Below are 16,546 nucleotides of genomic sequence, written 5' to 3'. Positions count from 1 at the left end.
AACGTTGCAGTAGCAACCATTTAGCTGCGACAGGCAGTGACGGGGGAGGGGCCCGGGAGGCGCGCGGACAGGACGTGGGAGAGAGGAACGCCGCCCGCCGCGCATCCCGGGGGCGCGTCAAGTATTCGTTAACGTTAGAATTGCGTCGCAGGAACAGTGCTTACCAGCACATTCCATTCGGTTATATGGACGCCTCCCCCCATGATTTCGCTTCGTAATTTCGCCTTGCGCCGCGGCGAGCGGCTGCTGTTGTCCAATGTCGACCTGACGCTGCACGCCGGTTACCGGGTGGGTGTGGTCGGCCGCAACGGTGCTGGCAAGTCCAGCCTGTTCGCGGCGGTGAAGGGCGAGCTGGAGGCCGACAAGGGTGACGTCGACCTGCCCGGCAAGATCCGCATCGCCAGCGTCGCCCAGGAAACCCCGTCGCTGCCGGACCCGGCGCTGAGCTTCGTGCTGGGCGGTGACGTCGAGGTGGCAGCGGTGCTGGCCGCCGAGGCCGAAGCCACCGCCCGCGAGGACTGGGAAGCGGTGGCCGAGGCGCATACGCGCATGGCCGAGCTGAACGCCTACGACGCCGAAGCGCGCGCCGGCAAGCTGCTGCATGGCCTGGGTTTCCCGGCCGAAACCCACCACCGCGCGGTGTCCTCGTTCTCCGGCGGCTGGCGCGTGCGCCTGAACCTGGCCCGCGCGCTGATGATGCCCAGCGACCTGCTGTTGCTGGACGAACCGACCAACCACCTGGATCTGGACGCGGTGTACTGGCTGGAACAGTGGCTGCTGAAGTACCCGGGCACCCTGCTGCTGATCTCGCATGACCGCGAGTTCCTCGACAACGTCGCCACCCACACCCTGCACCTGCACGGTGGCGGCGCCAAGCTGTATCCGGGCGGCTACACCGACTTCGAGCGGCAGCGTGCCGAACAGCTGCGCCAGCAGCAGATCGCACACGAAAAGGAACAGGCCGAGCGCGCCCATCTGCAGAGCTTCATCGACCGCTTCAAGGCCCAGGCCAGCAAGGCCGCGCAGGCACAGAGCCGGATGAAGCGTCTGGCCAAGCTTGCCGGTACCGAGGCGGTGCGCGCCGAGCGCGAGTTCCGCATCGAGTTCGCGCCGCCGGCCAAACTGCCGTTCTCGCTGATCCGCCTGAACCACGTCGAGGCCGGCTACGGCAGCGACTCGGTGATCCTGCACAACGTGGGCTTTGGCCTGGAAGCGGGCCAGCGCATCGGCCTGCTGGGCCCCAACGGCGCAGGTAAAACCACCCTGGTGAAGACCCTGGTGGGCGAACTGGCACCGATCGCCGGGGAGCGCGCCGCGCACCCGGACCTGCGCATCGGCTACTTCGCCCAGCATACGGTGGAGTCGCTGCATGAAGGTCAGTCGCCGATGGAGCACTTCCGCGATCTGGCCCCGGATGCACCGAACCAGTCGTTCCGCGATTTCCTCGGCAAGTGGAATTTCCCGGGCGACCGCGCCTTCGAACCGGTGGACGGCTTCTCCGGCGGTGAGCGCGCGCGCCTGGCGCTGGCGTTGATCGCCTACCAGCAGCCAAACGTGCTGCTGCTCGACGAACCGACCAACCACTTGGATCTGGAAATGCGCGAAGCGCTGGCCGAAGCACTGGCCGACTTCGACGGCGCGATCGTGATGGTCTCGCATGACCGCCATCTGATCGGCCTGGTCTGCGACACGTTCTGGCGTGTGGCCGATGGCGTGGTCGAGCCGTTCGACGGTGACCTCGACGCGTATGCCGCCTGGCTGCGTACGCGCCCGCAGGCGCAGGGCACCAAGGTGCGCATGGAACAGGTGGAGGAACCGGTGGTGGTCAAGACCGCACCGGTCGCGCAGATGGTGCAGAAGAAGCCGGTCAACCCGCACAAGCTGGCCAATGCCGAAGCCAAGGTCGCCGAGCTGGAGGGCGTGCTGGCAGAACTGGACCGGCAGCTTGCCGACTCGAGCAACTACGCCGATGCCACGCGCATGGCCGTGCTCGGCCGCGACCGCGAAGCCACCGCCGCGCAGCTGGAAAAGGCCGAAGCGGCCTGGATGGAACTGCTGGAATCCTGATTCCATCGGTAGCGCCGGGCCATGCCCGGCGGCTTTTCCCATCCGCTGCGCTCGCCGGGCATGGCCCGGCGCTACCCGCGGCGCACGTGTTTCATCCCTGCGCCTGCAGCCATTCGCGGAAGCGCTTGGCCGGTTCCCGTTCGGCACGTGAGCGCAGCCGGGTCAACCAGTAGCGGCCCAGTTCCAGGGTGGTGGCAAAAGGTTGCAGCAGCCGGCCCTCGGCCAGGTCCGCCTCGAACATACGCAGCGGCAGCAAGGCCACGCCTGCGCCACCGGCGGCAGCCACGGCCAGCGTCAACGACGAATCGAACACCGGTCCGCGTGCTTCCACGCCGTTGACTCCCGCTATCTGCAGCCACCGTGGCCATTCGTCGCTGCGGTACGAACGCAGCAGCGGCAAGGTCGCCAGGTCGCGCGGATGCTTCAGCCGCCGCGCCAATGCCGGTGCACACAACGGCGCGAACGGCGCGTCCAGGATCGCCGTGCAGGTCTGCCCCTGCCAGTCGCCATCACCGAAACGGATCGCCAGGTCCAGGCCTTCACCGGCCAGGTCGATGCGGTTGTTGTGGGTCTGCAGCCGCAACTCGATATCCGGGTGCGCGGTGTCGAACGCGGCCAGCCGTGGCAGCAGCCAGCCGGTGGCGAAGGTGCCGACCACGCCGATCGTCAGCACTTCCCGTGCCGGGCCGCCGGTGTAGCGGGCGATGCTGGCTGAAATGCGTTCGAAGGATTCATTCAGCACCGGGTACAGGGCTGCTCCTTCCTCGGTCAACGCCACGCCGCGCGGCAGGCGATGGAACAGGCGGACGCCCAGCCGGTCCTCCAGCCCGCGTATCTGGTGACTCAGCGCGGCCTGGCTGACACACAGTTCCAAAGCCGCCCGGGTGAAGTTCTGGTGCCGGGCGGCGGCCTCGAAGGCGCGCAGCGCATTCAGCGGCAGGGTGGGGTGGAGCATGCGTGAGCCGTGAGCCGGAATGATGGCTGATCGTATCCGGTTGGCGGGTTGCTTTGGAATGGCGGCAGACCATTTGCGACAGGCATGAATTCATCTAATGACTTGTGCTGAAAATTCGTGCTGGTAGTGGTCGCCGATGGGCTCCAATAATCGGGTCACGCCCAGGAGAACCCCGAATGCTCGCTCGTCGCCGATTCCTGCAGTTCAGTGGAGCTGCCGCCGCTTCCGCGCTCGCGGCACCGCTGCTCGCCCGCGTCGCCACAACAACAATGGCCGCTGCGCCAACCCCTGCCGCCATCGCCGCCGCCAGCGATTTCGCCGCGCTGGAAAAGGCGTGCAGCGGTCGACTCGGCGTGACCCTGCTCGACACGGGCAGTGGTCGTCGCCTCGGTCATCGCCAGGACGAGCGCTTCCCACTCTGCAGCACCTTCAAGAGCGTGCTGACCGCCACGGTGCTCAAACAGGCCGAGCGCGATCCGGCACTGCTGGACCAGCGCCTGCCGGTGCGGGCCCAGGACATCCTCGAGCACGCGCCAGTCACCCGCCGCCACGTCGGCAAGGACCTGACCGTGCGCGACCTATGCCGGGCCACGCTGATCACCAGCGACAACACCGCCGCCAATCTGTTGTTCGCCGCGATCGGTGGGCCGCCGGCGGTGACCGCGTTCCTGCGCGACAGCGGCGATACGATCACCCGCAGTGATCGCCTGGAGCCGGAGCTGAACAGCTTCGCCATCGACGACCCGCGCGACACCACCACCCCGGCGGCCATCGCTGCGACGCTGCAGCGGCTGGTGCTGGGCGATGCACTCAAGCCGGCCTCGCGCCAGCAGCTGGCCGACTGGCTCATCGACAACGAAACCGGCGATGCCTGCCTTCGTGCAGGCCTGGGCAAACGCTGGCGGGTGGGCGACAAGACCGGCAGCAATGGTGAAGACGCCCGCAACGACATCGCCGTGTTGTGGCCAGTGCAGGGTGGCTCGCCATGGATCCTGACCGCCTATCTGCAGGCGGGCGCGATCAGCTTCGAACAGCGCGCGGCGGTGCTTGCGCGGGTCGGTCGCATCGCCGATGGGCTGATCCGCTGAAGGGCGCTCTGCCGAAAGGGGAGGACATTTTCAGCCGTGTCCGGCTTGCCGGATCCGGATCGAACCCGCATCCTGCGCGCGTTCGATCCACACGGAAGTCCCCCATGAGTCATGAACTGGTCTACCTGCTGCTGATCTTCGCGCTGCTGGTGATCCCGCGCGCACTGCAGCGCTTCAGCCTGCCCGCGCCGCTGACCTGCCTGCTGTTCGGCATCATCGGCATGCTCTGGCTGGGTGACCAGGCGCACGACGCGGTCATCGCACTGCTGGCCACGCTGGGTATCTCCTCACTGTTCCTGTTCGCTGGCCTGGAGGTTGACCTGCAGGCCCTGCGGCGCGGCATGTGGCCGCTGCTGGCGCATCTGCTGATCCGCAGTGCGACCCTGTTCGGCGTCGGCTGGCTGGCCTGGCGTTATGCCGGTCTGCCATGGCAGGCAGCGGGGCTGCTGGCGCTGGCGCTGCTGACCCCATCCACCGGTTTCATCATGGATTCGCTGTCGCGGCTGGGGCTGAGCGAGGACGAACGGTTCTGGGTCACCAGCAAGGCCATCGCCGGTGAACTGCTGGCCCTGGCGGCGTTGTTCATCGTGCTGCAGGCCGGCGATCCGGCGCACATGGCGCTGTCCAGCACGGCGCTGCTGGCGATGATGATCGGCCTGCCGTTGCTGTTCATAGCGCTCGGTCGCTGGGTTGCGCCGCATGCGCCGGGTTCGGAGTTCTCGCTGCTGGTGATGGTCGGCATGGTGGCCGCCTACATCACCTATCTGCTGGGCGTGTACTACTTGGTTGGTGCCTTCATTGCCGGCCTGGTCGCGCGCCTGCTGCACCAGCGCATGCCGCTGCTGGCCTCGCACGAAAACCTGCATGCGCTGCGTCTGTTCGCCTCGTTCTTCGTGCCGTTCTACTTCTTCAACGCCGGCACCAAGGTGCCCAGCGAAGCGCTGAGCTGGGAAGCACTGGGGCTGGGCATCGTCATCACCCTGGTGGTGCTGCCGCTGCGCATCGCGGTGGTCTGGCTGCAGCGCCGCGTGATGTTCGGCGAGAGCTTCCGCAGCAGCCTGCGTGTGTCGCTGGCGCTGGCACCGACGTTGATCTTCACCCTGGTGCTGGCCGCGATCATGCGTGATCGCTTCCAGATTCCGGCGGTGCTGTTCGGCGCGTTGCTGCTGTACGCCGCATTGACCACGCTGCTGCCCTCGCTGGTGTTCCGCACGCCGTTCGATGTCGATCCGGTCGAGCAGGAGCCGGCAGGGCAGGGCGAAGATGCGCCGGTGGCGGCGACGGAAGTGGTTGCCGCCGCCCCTGCAGTCGAGCGCTGAGGCAGATCCAGCGAATGCGGTTTGCGCGCATCGGCCATGGCCGTTAGGGTTGGGGCATGAAACTGATCGCCGCTGTTGCTTCCGCCATCGCCCTGCTCGGCCTCGCCGCCTGCTCGCAGCCATCGCATACGGTCAACCACGATCTGGCGACCGCGCCGGCCGACGCTTTCATGGCCGCCATCGCTGCCCATTGCGGCCAGGCCTACGAGGGCAAGGTGGTGGAGGACACACCGGCACCCACTGGTGAAGACCCGTTCGCCGGGCAGAAGCTGGTGATGCATGTGCGTGGTTGTGCCGACCCGGGGCATGAGCTGCGCATCCCGTTCCACGTGGGTGATGACCATTCGCGCACCTGGGTGTTGACCCGCACCGAAAGCGGCCTGCGGCTCAAACACGACCATCGCCACGCCGATGGCAGCCCCGATGCGATCACCCTCTACGGGGGCGACAGCACGCCGCCAGGTACCGCCGAACGCCAGCAGTTCCCTGCCGATGGCGAGTCGGTGGCGATGTTCCGTCGCGCCGATATGCTGGCTTCGACCCACAACACGTGGGCGATGGAGATCGAGCCGGACCAGCGCTTCGTCTACGAGCTGACCCGGCCGGAGGGTCGTCGATTTCGGGTCCAGTTCGACCTCAGCAAGCCGGTCGCACTGCCGCCGGCGCCTTGGGGCGATGAGGCTTCGCCGGCCCCCTGATTCCGGGGTCGGATCCCTCCTGCGGAGGGCTCCGACCCCAGCATTGCACGCACCCAAGGAGCAGAGCGCTGGCCGTCGGCCAGGGATCCGGCCCTGCCTTCAACGCGTGCCGAAGCGTGCCCGGCAGCCGTTGCTGACCCACACGTTACCGCGCGAGTAGCCCCAGGTCCGGCCTTCCTGGCAGGCACTGCCGGACAGCTGCTGCTGCAGCACCGGCCGGCCCTGGCGTTCGTCCCAGTTGCAGCTCTGCTGACGGTTGTTGTTGCTGCTGCAGGTCACGGTGTAGTTGCTGTTGCCGCCACCCCAGCCGCCGCCATTGCCGCCGCCCCAGCCACCACGAGCTTCGGCGAACTCGGCACGGCAGCCGCGGTTGACCCAGATCGCGCCGTTGCGCACGCCCCAGTTCTGGCCTTCCACGCATTGGGTACCGGATATCTGCCGGACCACGCGCGCGTTGCGCCAGCCGACCGGGCAGCTGCGTTCGCGGTTGTCCTGGCTTTCGCAGCGTACGGTGCCGCCGTTACCGCCGCCCCAACCGCCACCGTTGCCGCCACCCCAGCCGCCGCGGCCCTGGGTGAATTCGGCGCGGCAGCCGTTGTTGACCCAGATGCTGCCATTGCGGGTGCCCCAGGTACGGCCCTCCACGCAGGCCGAGCCGGACAGCTGGCGGACCAGCTGCGCGTCGCGCCAGCCGGTGTTGCAGACACGTTCGCGGTTGTTCTGGCTTTCGCAGCGGACCACCCCGTTCTGCGCGGCGGCAGGGGCGGAGGGCAGGGCGAGCGCGGTAAAGGTACCGAGGATCACGGCCAGGCTGGCCAAGGACTGCGGTTTCATGGCGACATCCCCATACGGGAGTAGGTGCGCGACTATAAGGACCGGGGCGATCAAGCCCGTGTGACCGTCCGCATTTGCCCCGGCCGGGGCCTCGGCCGCAGAATAAGAGGCTTTCCGGCCCCCATCAGGCGTCGGCGTTCTCCAGCGGAGCTTTCCCCCCATGCGTACCCACTTCTGCGGCCTGGTCGATGAGACCCTGATTGGCCAGACTGTCACCCTCGCCGGCTGGACCGACGTGGCCCGTAACCAGGGCGGCGTCTGCTTCATCGATCTCCGCGATCATGAAGGCATCGTGCAGGTGACGGTGGAGCTCGACAACGCCGAAGTGTTTGCCGTGGCCGCCAGCCTGGGCTATGAAGACGTGCTGCAGGTGGAAGGCGTGGTCCGCGCCCGCCACGCGGTCAACGACAAGCTGCGCACCGGCAAGGTGGAAGTGATCGCCACCGCCATCACCGTGCTGAACAAGGCGGCACCGCTGCCGTTCCACGCGCACGAGAACCCGGGTGAAGAAACCCGGCTGAAGTACCGTTACCTGGACCTGCGCCGTCCGGAAATGCAGCGCATGCAGCGCACCCGCATCAAGCTGGTGCAGGCCCTGCGCCGCCACCTGGACGAGAAGGGCTTCCAGGACATCGAAACGCCGATCCTGACCAAGGCCACCCCGGAAGGCGCACGCGACTTCCTGGTGCCGGCACGCATGCACCCGGGCGAGTTCTACGCCCTGCCGCAGAGCCCGCAGCTGTTCAAGCAGATCCTGATGGTGGCCGGCTTCGACCGCTACTACCAGATCGCCCGCTGCTTCCGCGACGAGGCCCTGCGTGCCGACCGCCAGCTGGAATTCACCCAGCTCGACATGGAGTTCGCCTTCGTCCGCGAGCGCGACGTGCAGGACTTTGTCGAAGACATGATCCGCAGCATTTTCAAGGAAGTGGTCGACGTCGAGCTGGAGGCCAGCTTCCCGCGCATGACCTGGGCCGAGGCGATGCGTCGCTATGGTTCGGACAAGCCGGACCTGCGCATCGCGCTGGAACTGGTGGACGTGGCCGAGCTGGTCAAGACCAGCGAATTCCCGGTGTTCACTGCTGCTGCCAACGATGCCGATGGCCGCGTCGCCGCGCTGCGCATTCCGGGTGGTGCCAGCCTGTCGCGCAAGCAGATCGATGAGTACGCCGCGCACGCCGCCAAGTACGGTGCGAAGGGCCTGGCCTACATCAAGGTGGGCGAGAACGGCGAAATCGGCTCGCCGATCCAGAAGTTCTTCAGCGAAGAGGGCTTCGCCGCCCTGGTCGCCCATGTCGGTGCCGGCAACGGCGACATCGTGTTCTTCGGTGCCGGCGGCTACAACAAGGTGTCCGACTTCATGGGCGCACTGCGCCTGAAGGCCGGCAAGGACTTCGGTCTGGTCGCCGACAGCTGGGCGCCGCTGTGGGTCACCGACTTCCCGATGTTCGAATGGGACGAGGAAGCGCAGCGCTACGTCGCCCTGCATCACCCCTTCACCGCACCGGCCGTGGACGACATCGCCGATCTTCGCGCGCACGCCAAGACTGCCGTTTCGCGCGGCTACGACATGGTGCTCAACGGCAATGAAATCGGCGGCGGCTCGATCCGTATCCACCGCCCCGACATGCAGAGCGCGGTGTTCGAGCTGCTCGGCATCGGTGCCGAAGAGGCCCGCGCCAAGTTCGGCTTCCTGCTCGACGCGCTGAACTACGGCGCGCCGCCGCACGGTGGCATCGCCTTCGGCATCGACCGTATCGCCGCGCTGATGGCCGGCACCGAGTCGATCCGCGACGTCATCCCGTTCCCGAAGACCACCGGTGCACAGGATCTGATGACCGACGCGCCGTCGCCGATCGTGGACGAGCAGCTGGCCGAAGTGCACATCCAGGTTCGCCCCAAGAAAAACTGATCAGGAGATCCAGGCAATGACCGAGTTTGCGTTTTCGCTGGAGTGGGAAAAGCTGGGCAATGAAGGCTCCGAGGCCAACCTGGTCACCGAGCGTGCACGTGTCTTCGGTGGTTGGCTGGTCCGCGTCGGTACCAACCCGTCGGCCATGGCCCTGACCTTCGTCGCCGACGGCGAAGGCCGCTGGGACGGTGAAGACTTCGGCGTCGAGGATTACGAAGACGACGAAGAGGAAGAGTACGACGAGGACGAGGAAGGCGAAGAAGAGGAAGACGGCGAGGAAGAAGAGGACGACGAGGAATACGAAGAAGAGGAAGAGGAAGAGGAAGAGGAAGAAGAAGAAGACGACAAGGAACCGGCGGAGCGGGCTTGACCCGAACCGTGGTCCTGACGTCAACTCGACCCATGTATTCGATCCGCCGCGCCACTGTGGACGACGCGCCGACCCTGTCGGCGCTGGCCGCGCGCACGTTCACCGAAACCTTCGGCCATCTGTATCCGCCGCAGGACCTCCAGGACTTCATCGACGAGTCCTACACGGTCGAGCGCCAGCGCACGATCCTGGCCCACCCCGATTACGCGGTGTGGCTGCTGGAGCTGGATGGGGAGGCGGTCGGCCATGCCGCCGCCGGCCCCTGTGGGTTGCCGCACCCGGACGTTAAGCCCGGTGACGGCGAACTCAAGCGCCTGTACCTGGTCAAGACGCAGCAGAGCTGCGGCTGGGGCAGCCGCCTGCTGGAAACCGCGCTGGCCTGGCTGGAACGCGACGGCCCGCGCACGTTGTGGCTGGGCGTGTGGTCGGAAAACTTCGGCGCCCAGCGCTTCTACGCCCGCTATGGTTTTGAAAAGGCCGGCGAGTACCTGTTCCCGGTGGGCGACACCAACGATCTTGAGTTCATCCTGCGCCGTCTGCCGCATCCGGCCTGAAGTCGTTCACCGCCGCTTGCCCCTGGCTTCTGTTCAATCACCGTAGTTTCGCCCCGCTGACCGCCAGGCTGTTGCACATGACTCCCCCCGTTCTGTTGTTGCATGGCATCTGGAATGCCCGTGCCTGGGTCGGGCCGCTGGCCTGGCGCCTGCGTGCGCGTGGCTTCCAGGTCCATACCTTTGGCTACTCCTCCGTATTTGGCGGCCCCGATGTGGCCGTCCCGCAGTTGCTGGAGCGGCTGGCAGACGCAGGCCCGCTATCGCTGGTCGGGCACAGCCTTGGCGGCCTGCTGGCGCTGGAAGCCCTGCGCCGGCAGCCGCAGTTGCCCGTGCAGCGCGTGGTCTGCCTGGGCTCGCCACTGCGTGGCAGCGGCACCGCGCGCTCGTTGTCCGAACATGGCTGGGGCCTGGCCCTGGGCCGCAGCAGCGAACTGCTGCTGGATGGGCTGCCGGACTGGCAGGGCAAGGCTGCGGTCGGCCTGATCGCCGGCTCGGTGCCGCATGGGCTGGGCAGCCTGCTCGGGGCGCTGGATGACGATTCCGACGGTACCGTGGCGCTGGCCGAGACCCGCCTGCCGGGCCTGGCCGACCACTGCGTGGTGCGCACCAGCCACAGCGGCCTGGTGGTGTCGCCCGATGCCGCGCGGCAGACCGCGCATTTCCTCCGCCATGGCCAGTTCGACCATGGCCGGGACGCCGCTGCAGCGTAAGCCGGTTCGCCGGGCATGGCCCGGCGCTACCGTCCTTCCTTGGTGGGTGCGAACCGTCCTTCCTTGGTGGGTGCGAACCGTCCTTCCTTGGTGGGTGCGAACCGTTGGTTCGCACGCTCTCGCCGGGCCATGCCCTGCGGCATCTGTCCGCCCTCGACACGGTCACCGGGCCCGATCAGGTAGAATCCGCGGCCTTATCCATCAACGCACGTACGGAAAGACCCATGGGTAGAGGCCCCTCCATCGAGAACCGCAAAAACGCGTCTGACGCGAAGCGCGGCAAGATTTTCACCAAGATCATCCGTGAGATCGGCGTGGCCGCGCGCGGCGGTGGAGGCGACCCCAACAACAACCCGCGCCTGCGTGTGGCCGTGGACAAGGCGTTGACCGCGAACATGTCCAAGGACGTGATCGAGCGCGCCATCAAGAAGGCCACCGGCGAGCTGGAAGGCGTCGAGTACGAAGAGATCCGCTACGAGGGCTACGCGCCCGGTGGCGTGGCCGTCATCGTCGATTGCCTGACCGACAACCGCGTGCGCACCGTGGCCGATGTCCGCCATGCGTTCAGCAAGTGCGGCGGCAACATGGGCACCGAAGGCTCGGTCAGCTTCATGTTCAAGCGCGTGGGCGTGCTGCACTACGCTGCCGGCGCCGATGAGGACGCCATCTCCGAAGCGGCCATCGAGGCCGGTGCGGATGACATCGTGGTCTATCCGGAGGATGGCGCGATCGACGTGCTCACCGCCGCGGACAGCTTCCACGCGGTCAAGGATGCGATGCAGGCGGCTGGCCGCACGCCGGATCATGCCGAGCTGACCTTCCGCGCCGACAACGACATCAAGGTTGAAGGCGACACCGTCCTGCAGGTCAAGAAGCTGCTGGACATGCTGGAAGACCTCGACGACGTGCAGGACGTGTACTCCAACGCCGATCTCGGCGCGGACGCCTACGCCTGAACGGACGCTGCGCCGGTCGCCTTTGGCGGCCGGTGAGCGGACAATGCGGACCATGATGACCCCAGACGTTTCCAGCCATCACCGCCGCATGCGTCCTTCCCGGATCAGCGGCGCCTGCGTGTGTGCCGCATGACCCGTATTCTCGGCATCGACCCGGGCTCGCAACGGACCGGAGTCGGCATCATCGATGTCGATGCCAGCGGCCGGGTCAGCCACGTGCATCACCAGCCGTTGGTGCTGCTCGGGGCCGATGACTTCCCGCAGCGCATGAAGCTGCTGGTGCTGGGCCTGGCCGAGCTGTGCCACGAGTTCCAGCCGCAGGAAGTGGCCATCGAAAAGGTGTTCATGGCACGCAACCCCGATTCGGCGCTGAAGCTGGGCCAGGCCCGTGGCGCGGCGATTTCGGCGGTGGTGCTGCGCGACCTGCCGGTGCACGAATACGCCGCCAGCGAGATCAAGCTGGCGGTGGTCGGTCGTGGTGGCGCCGAAAAGCAACAGGTTCAACACATGGTCGGGCTCATGCTCAACCTGAAAACCAAGCTGCAGGCCGACGCGGCCGACGCGTTGGCCGTGGCCATCACCCATGCCCACGTAAGGGCAACGGCCAACCGCCTGGGGCTGACTGCCCGCCAGGCCTGGGGCCGCAAATGAGGAGCTGCACGCAATGATCGGTCGACTGCGCGGAATCGTCGCTTACAAGGCGCCGCCGTGGCTGGTGGTGGACGTCAACGGGGTGGGTTACGAGCTGGAGGCGCCGATGAGCACCTTCTACGACCTGCCCGAGCTCGGCCGTGAGGTCACCCTCTACACCCATTATTCGCAGAAGGAAGACAGCGTTTCGCTGTACGGCTTCCTGCGCGAAGGCGAACGCCGCCTGTTCCGCGACGTGCAGAGGGTCAGCGGCATCGGCGCGAAGATCGCGCTGGCCGTGCTGTCCGGGGTCACCGTCGAAGAATTCGCTCGCATGGTCCAGGCCGGCGACATCACCGCGCTGACCCGCATTCCCGGCATCGGCAAGAAGACCGCCGAGCGCATGGTGCTGGAACTGCGTGACCGCGCGGCGCAGTTCGGCGCCGGTGGCGCGCTGCCGACCGGCAGTGGCCCGGCCCCGGCCGATCCGCTGTCCGATGCCACCGTGGCGCTGCAGCAGCTGGGTTACAAGCCCACCGAGGCGGCGCGGATGGCGCGCGAAGCCTTCAACGAGGGCGACGAGGTGGCCATGGTCATCCGCAAGGCCCTGCAATCGGCGCTGCGCTGAGCCGCTCCTTTTCCTTTCCAATTACACCCTGAGCTTCGCCAGGAGTCCCATGTCCAGCAGTCAAACCCCGCACACCGCCGCCCATGGCGGCCATGGTCACGCTCCCCCCGCCGGGGGGCTGGCGCTGATCATCGGTGCGATCGGCGTGGTCTTCGGCGATATCGGCACCAGCCCGCTGTACACCCTGAAGGAGGCGTTCTCGCCCCACTACGGGCTCACCAGCGACCACGACACCGTGCTGGGCGTGCTGTCGCTGGCGTTCTGGGCGCTCAACATCGTGGTCACCCTGAAGTACGTGACCATCATCATGCGCGCCGACAATGACGGTGAGGGCGGCATCATGGCGCTGATGGCGCTGACCCAGCGCACGTTGCGCAACGGGTCACGCTCGGCGTACGTGGTCGGCATCCTCGGCATCTTCGGCGCGTCGTTGTTCTTCGGCGATGGCGTGATCACGCCGGCGATATCGGTACTGGGCGCGGTCGAAGGCCTTGAGGTGGCGGCCCCCGGGCTGCATGCCTTCATCGTGCCGATCACGGTCGTGGTACTGCTGGCGGTGTTCGCGGTACAGCGCTTTGGTACCGAGAAGATCGGCAAGCTGTTCGGCCCCATCACCTCGATCTGGTTCATCTCGCTGGCGGCGATCGGCATCTACAACATCGTCGACGCGCCGGAAGTGCTGAAAGCGTTCAACCCGTGGTGGGCGATCCGCTTCTTCATGGAGCACGGCTGGCACAGCATCTTCATCCTCGGTGCGGTGGTGCTGGCGGTGACCGGTGGCGAGGCGTTGTATGCCGACATGGGCCACTTCGGTGCCAAGCCGATCCGTCACGCCTGGTACTTCTTCGTGCTGCCGTGCCTGGTGCTGAACTACCTGGGGCAGGGCGCGCTGGTGCTCAACCATCCCGAGGCGGTGAAGAACCCGTTCTTTGAAGCGGTACCGTCGTGGGCGCTGTACCCGATGATCATCCTGGCCACGATGGCCGCGGTGATCGCCTCGCAGTCGGTGATCACCGGTGCGTTCTCGGTCTCGCGCCAGGCCATGCAGTTGGGCTACATCCCGCGCATGCGCATCAAGCACACCTCGCACGACACCATCGGCCAGATCTACATCCCCGGCATCAACTGGGGCATCGCGGTGATGGTGATCGGCCTGGTGCTGGCCTTCCGCAGCTCGTCCAACCTGGCCGTGGCCTACGGCATCTCGGTGTCGGCCACCATGCTGATCGATACCCTGCTGCTGGCCCTGGTCGCACGTTCGCTGTGGCCCAAGGCACGCAACTGGATCCTGCCCTTGTGCGTGGTGTTCTTCATCATCGATCTGGGCTTTGTCATCGCCAACGGTGCCAAGCTGCTGCAGGGCGCCTGGTTCCCGGTGGTGCTGGGCATCTTCCTGTTCACCATGATGCGCACCTGGCGCCGTGGCCGCGAACTGCTGCGCGATGAAATCCGCAAGGACGGCATCCGCATCGACACCTTCCTGCCCGGTCTGATGCTGGCGCCGCCGGTACGCGTACCCGGTACCGCGGTGTTCCTCACCGCCGACCCGACCGTGGCCCCGCACGCGCTGATGCACAACCTCAAGCACAACAAGGTGCTGCACGAGCGCAACGTGTTCCTGCACGTGGTGACCCTGCCGGTGCCGTACGCGGCGGAGGGGCAGCGCCTCAAGATCGAATCGGTGGGCGATGAGTTCTACCGGGTCTACGTGCGTTTCGGCTTCATGGAGACCCCCGACGTACCGCTGGCGCTGATGCGCTCGTGCGACCACGGCGGCATCTACTTCGACCCGATGGACACCACCTTCTTCGCCAGCCGCGAAACCATCGTCGCCACCGCCAACCGTGGCATGCCGATCTGGCGCGACAAGCTGTTCGCGCTGATGCACCGGAATGCCGCCCCGGCGACGGGCTTCTTCCGGATTCCGGGCAACCGCCTCGTAGAGCTGGGTGCGCAGGTGGAGATCTGACCGCACGGGGTCGGATCCCTTTTCCTCAGGAAAAGGGCTCTGACCCCATGTTCGGTTCGTGCCATCCACGCATGGATCTACCGTGTCGACCAAGGTCGACACCCACCAATGGCAGGCCATGCCATTCCGGCAGATCGCGGAGATCTGTCGAAGGCGGGGTGGGTCCGGTTGCGGGGGCGTGAGCGCCATGGATGGCGCGACCGAGCCTACAGGGACGTACTTGCGGCGTCCCCCGCAACCGGGCCCACCCCGCCATCCCTCAGGAAACCTGCTTCTGCGCTTGCTTCGGCTGTTGCCGTTGCTTTGGCCTCCGCGGGTGCCGGGCGCAGCCCGGCCGAATCCCCCCGCTTATGCCGCATAATCAGCACATGACCGACGACCGCATCATCGCCGCCGGCGCCACCCGCGAGGATGACGCCGCCGACGCCAGCATCCGACCCAAGCGACTTGCCGACTACCTCGGCCAGGTGCCGGTGCGCGAGCAGATGGAGATCTACATCCAGGCCGCCAAAGGTCGTGGCGATGCGCTGGACCACGTGCTGATCTTCGGCCCGCCCGGCCTGGGCAAGACCACCCTCAGCCACGTCATCGCCAACGAACTGGGCGTGGCCCTGCGCGTGACCTCCGGCCCGGTGATCGAAAAGGCCGGGGACCTGGCCGCGCTGCTGACCAACCTGCAGCCGCACGATGTGCTGTTCATCGACGAGATCCATCGCCTGTCGCCGGTGGTGGAGGAAGTGCTGTATCCGGCGATGGAAGATTTCCAGATCGACATCATGATCGGCGAGGGCCCTGCGGCGCGCTCGATCAAGATCGACCTGCCGCCGTTCACCCTGATCGGCGCCACCACCCGCGCCGGCCTGCTGACCGCGCCGCTGCGCGACCGCTTCGGCATCGTCCAGCGCCTGGAGTTCTACAGCGTCGAAGAACTGACCCGCATCGTGCGTCGCTCGGCCGCCATCCTGGCCATCGACTGCACCGCCGACGGGGCAGGGGAGATCGCGCGCCGCGCGCGTGGCACCCCGCGTATCGCCAACCGCCTGCTGCGCCGTGTGCGCGATTACGCCCAGGTCAAGGCCGGTGGCCACATCGACCAGACCGTGGCCCAAGCGGCGATGCAGATGCTCAAGGTCGACCCGGAAGGCTTCGATGAGCTCGATCGTCGGCTGCTGAAGACCATGGTCGACTACTTCGACGGTGGCCCGGTCGGCATTGAATCGCTGGCTGCGGCGCTGTCTGAAGAGCGAGGCACGCTGGAAGACGTGGTCGAACCCTATCTGATCCAGCAGGGCTACCTGGTGCGCACCGCGCGCGGCCGCATGGCCACCCACAAAGCCTACCGGCACCTGGGCCTGAAGCCGAAGAACCCCCCGCAGGACCTGTTTGCCGAGGTCCCCGATGTCGGTTGAACCTTCGGTTGAACCCCGATTCAGTTGGCCGACACGCATTTACTGGGAAGATACCGACGCTGGCGGAGTGGTTTACCACGCCCGCTACGTGGCCTTCATGGAACGGGCCCGGACCGAATGGATGCGTGCGCTGGGCTTCGGCCAGGAGCGCATGCGTACCGAGCACGGCATGGTCTTCGCGGTGCGCTCCATGCAGATGGATTTCATCAAGCCGGCACGGCTGGATGACCAGCTGCAGGTGAGCGCCAGCCTGGTCCAGCTGAAGAAGGCCAGCATGGTCTTCGACCAGCAGGTCCTGCGCGACGGCCAGCTGCTGCTGTCCGCGCAGGTCCGCATCGCCGCACTGGACGCGGCCAGTTTCCGCCCGCGTGGCATGGACGATGCCGTCCTTGCCGCGCTGCAACCCCACCTCCACCCCGAATCCGAACAGAACTCTTGAGGAACAAC

16 protein-coding genes are annotated in these 16,546 nt (G+C 66.7%); 14 read left to right on the top strand and 2 right to left on the bottom strand.

The genetic code is table 11. From position 1 onward, the window contains the following. The first annotated feature begins 201 nt into the window (after window positions 1-201). A complete protein-coding gene (locus ACEF39_RS16350; RefSeq protein WP_500285812.1) occupies window positions 202-2,067 on the top strand; it encodes an ABC-F family ATP-binding cassette domain-containing protein in 1,866 nt (621 codons plus the stop codon). Window positions 2,068-2,158: 91 nt separating this feature from the next. Here ACEF39_RS16350 and ampR read toward each other — a convergent pair whose 3' ends face one another. Beyond that, window positions 2,159-3,022 (bottom strand): LysR family transcriptional regulator AmpR, encoded by an 864-nt coding sequence (gene ampR / locus ACEF39_RS16345; RefSeq protein WP_500285811.1) that lies wholly within the window; start codon window positions 3,020-3,022, stop codon window positions 2,159-2,161. Between the two features lie 176 nt (window positions 3,023-3,198). Between ampR and blaL2 the strand changes: the two genes are divergently transcribed. The 3 genes from blaL2 to ACEF39_RS16330 all read left to right on the top strand — a co-directional run bounded on the left by blaL2 (window position 3,199) and on the right by ACEF39_RS16330 (window position 6,127). Beyond that, complete coding sequence (blaL2, locus tag ACEF39_RS16340; RefSeq protein ID WP_500285810.1) at window positions 3,199-4,110, top strand: L2 family extended-spectrum class A beta-lactamase; 912 nt, start codon at window positions 3,199-3,201, stop codon at window positions 4,108-4,110. 104 nt (window positions 4,111-4,214) lie between these two features. Continuing rightward, a complete protein-coding gene (locus ACEF39_RS16335) occupies window positions 4,215-5,429 on the top strand; it encodes a cation:proton antiporter (protein WP_500285809.1) in 1,215 nt (404 codons plus the stop codon). 56 nt (window positions 5,430-5,485) lie between these two features. Then, window positions 5,486-6,127, top strand: coding sequence for a hypothetical protein (locus ACEF39_RS16330; protein WP_500285808.1), 642 nt, complete (start codon window positions 5,486-5,488; stop codon window positions 6,125-6,127). Between the two features lie 99 nt (window positions 6,128-6,226). Here the strand turns inward: ACEF39_RS16330 and ACEF39_RS16325 are convergent, their stop codons facing one another. Further along, window positions 6,227-6,961, bottom strand: coding sequence for a DUF3011 domain-containing protein (locus ACEF39_RS16325; protein WP_500285807.1), 735 nt, complete (start codon window positions 6,959-6,961; stop codon window positions 6,227-6,229). A gap of 160 nt (window positions 6,962-7,121) precedes the next feature. Here ACEF39_RS16325 and aspS point away from each other — a divergent pair, with 160 nt between their 5' ends. The 10 genes from aspS (at window position 7,122) to ybgC (ending at window position 16,538) form a co-directional block, all read left to right on the top strand. Continuing rightward, window positions 7,122-8,873 carry an aspartate--tRNA ligase gene (gene aspS, locus ACEF39_RS16320; RefSeq protein WP_500285806.1) on the top strand — a complete coding sequence of 584 codons (1,752 nt, stop codon included), beginning with the start codon at window positions 7,122-7,124 and terminating at the stop codon, window positions 8,871-8,873. Window positions 8,874-8,889: 16 nt separating this feature from the next. Further along, entirely contained in the window at window positions 8,890-9,243 is a 354-nt protein-coding gene (locus tag ACEF39_RS16315) for a DNA primase (protein WP_500285805.1), read from the top strand. Window positions 9,244-9,275: 32 nt separating this feature from the next. Beyond that, complete coding sequence (locus tag ACEF39_RS16310) at window positions 9,276-9,797, top strand: GNAT family N-acetyltransferase (protein ID WP_500285804.1); 522 nt, start codon at window positions 9,276-9,278, stop codon at window positions 9,795-9,797. 77 nt (window positions 9,798-9,874) lie between these two features. Beyond that, a complete protein-coding gene (locus ACEF39_RS16305; protein WP_025874679.1) occupies window positions 9,875-10,507 on the top strand; it encodes an esterase/lipase family protein in 633 nt (210 codons plus the stop codon). Between the two features lie 224 nt (window positions 10,508-10,731). Beyond that, on the top strand, window positions 10,732-11,463 hold the full coding sequence (locus tag ACEF39_RS16300; RefSeq protein ID WP_089236564.1) for a YebC/PmpR family DNA-binding transcriptional regulator: 732 nt from the start codon (window positions 10,732-10,734) through the stop codon (window positions 11,461-11,463). Between the two features lie 129 nt (window positions 11,464-11,592). Then, window positions 11,593-12,114 (top strand): crossover junction endodeoxyribonuclease RuvC, encoded by a 522-nt coding sequence (gene ruvC / locus ACEF39_RS16295; RefSeq protein ID WP_500285803.1) that lies wholly within the window; start codon window positions 11,593-11,595, stop codon window positions 12,112-12,114. A 13-nt stretch (window positions 12,115-12,127) separates the two neighbouring features. Continuing rightward, window positions 12,128-12,721 carry a Holliday junction branch migration protein RuvA gene (gene ruvA, locus ACEF39_RS16290; RefSeq protein ID WP_099818801.1) on the top strand — a complete coding sequence of 198 codons (594 nt, stop codon included), beginning with the start codon at window positions 12,128-12,130 and terminating at the stop codon, window positions 12,719-12,721. Between the two features lie 49 nt (window positions 12,722-12,770). Then, a complete protein-coding gene (locus tag ACEF39_RS16285; protein ID WP_363732004.1) occupies window positions 12,771-14,690 on the top strand; it encodes a potassium transporter Kup in 1,920 nt (639 codons plus the stop codon). A gap of 368 nt (window positions 14,691-15,058) precedes the next feature. After that, window positions 15,059-16,099, top strand: a complete 1,041-nt coding sequence (gene ruvB / locus ACEF39_RS16280) for a Holliday junction branch migration DNA helicase RuvB (protein WP_100460134.1) — start codon at window positions 15,059-15,061, stop codon at window positions 16,097-16,099. After that, the gene (gene ybgC / locus ACEF39_RS16275; protein ID WP_500285802.1) at window positions 16,089-16,538 is read left to right on the top strand and encodes a tol-pal system-associated acyl-CoA thioesterase; all 450 of its coding nucleotides are present in this window, start codon (window positions 16,089-16,091) and stop codon (window positions 16,536-16,538) included. The genes ruvB and ybgC overlap by 11 nt, the downstream gene beginning before the upstream one ends. The last annotated feature ends 8 nt before the right edge of the window (window positions 16,539-16,546 follow it).

This window comes from Stenotrophomonas indicatrix, assembly GCA_041545745.1.
Taxonomy (GTDB): Bacteria; Pseudomonadota; Gammaproteobacteria; order Xanthomonadales; family Xanthomonadaceae; genus Stenotrophomonas; species Stenotrophomonas indicatrix_A.
Note: the sequence above shows the minus strand (reverse complement) of the source record. Positions and strands in the feature narration are given on the sequence as shown.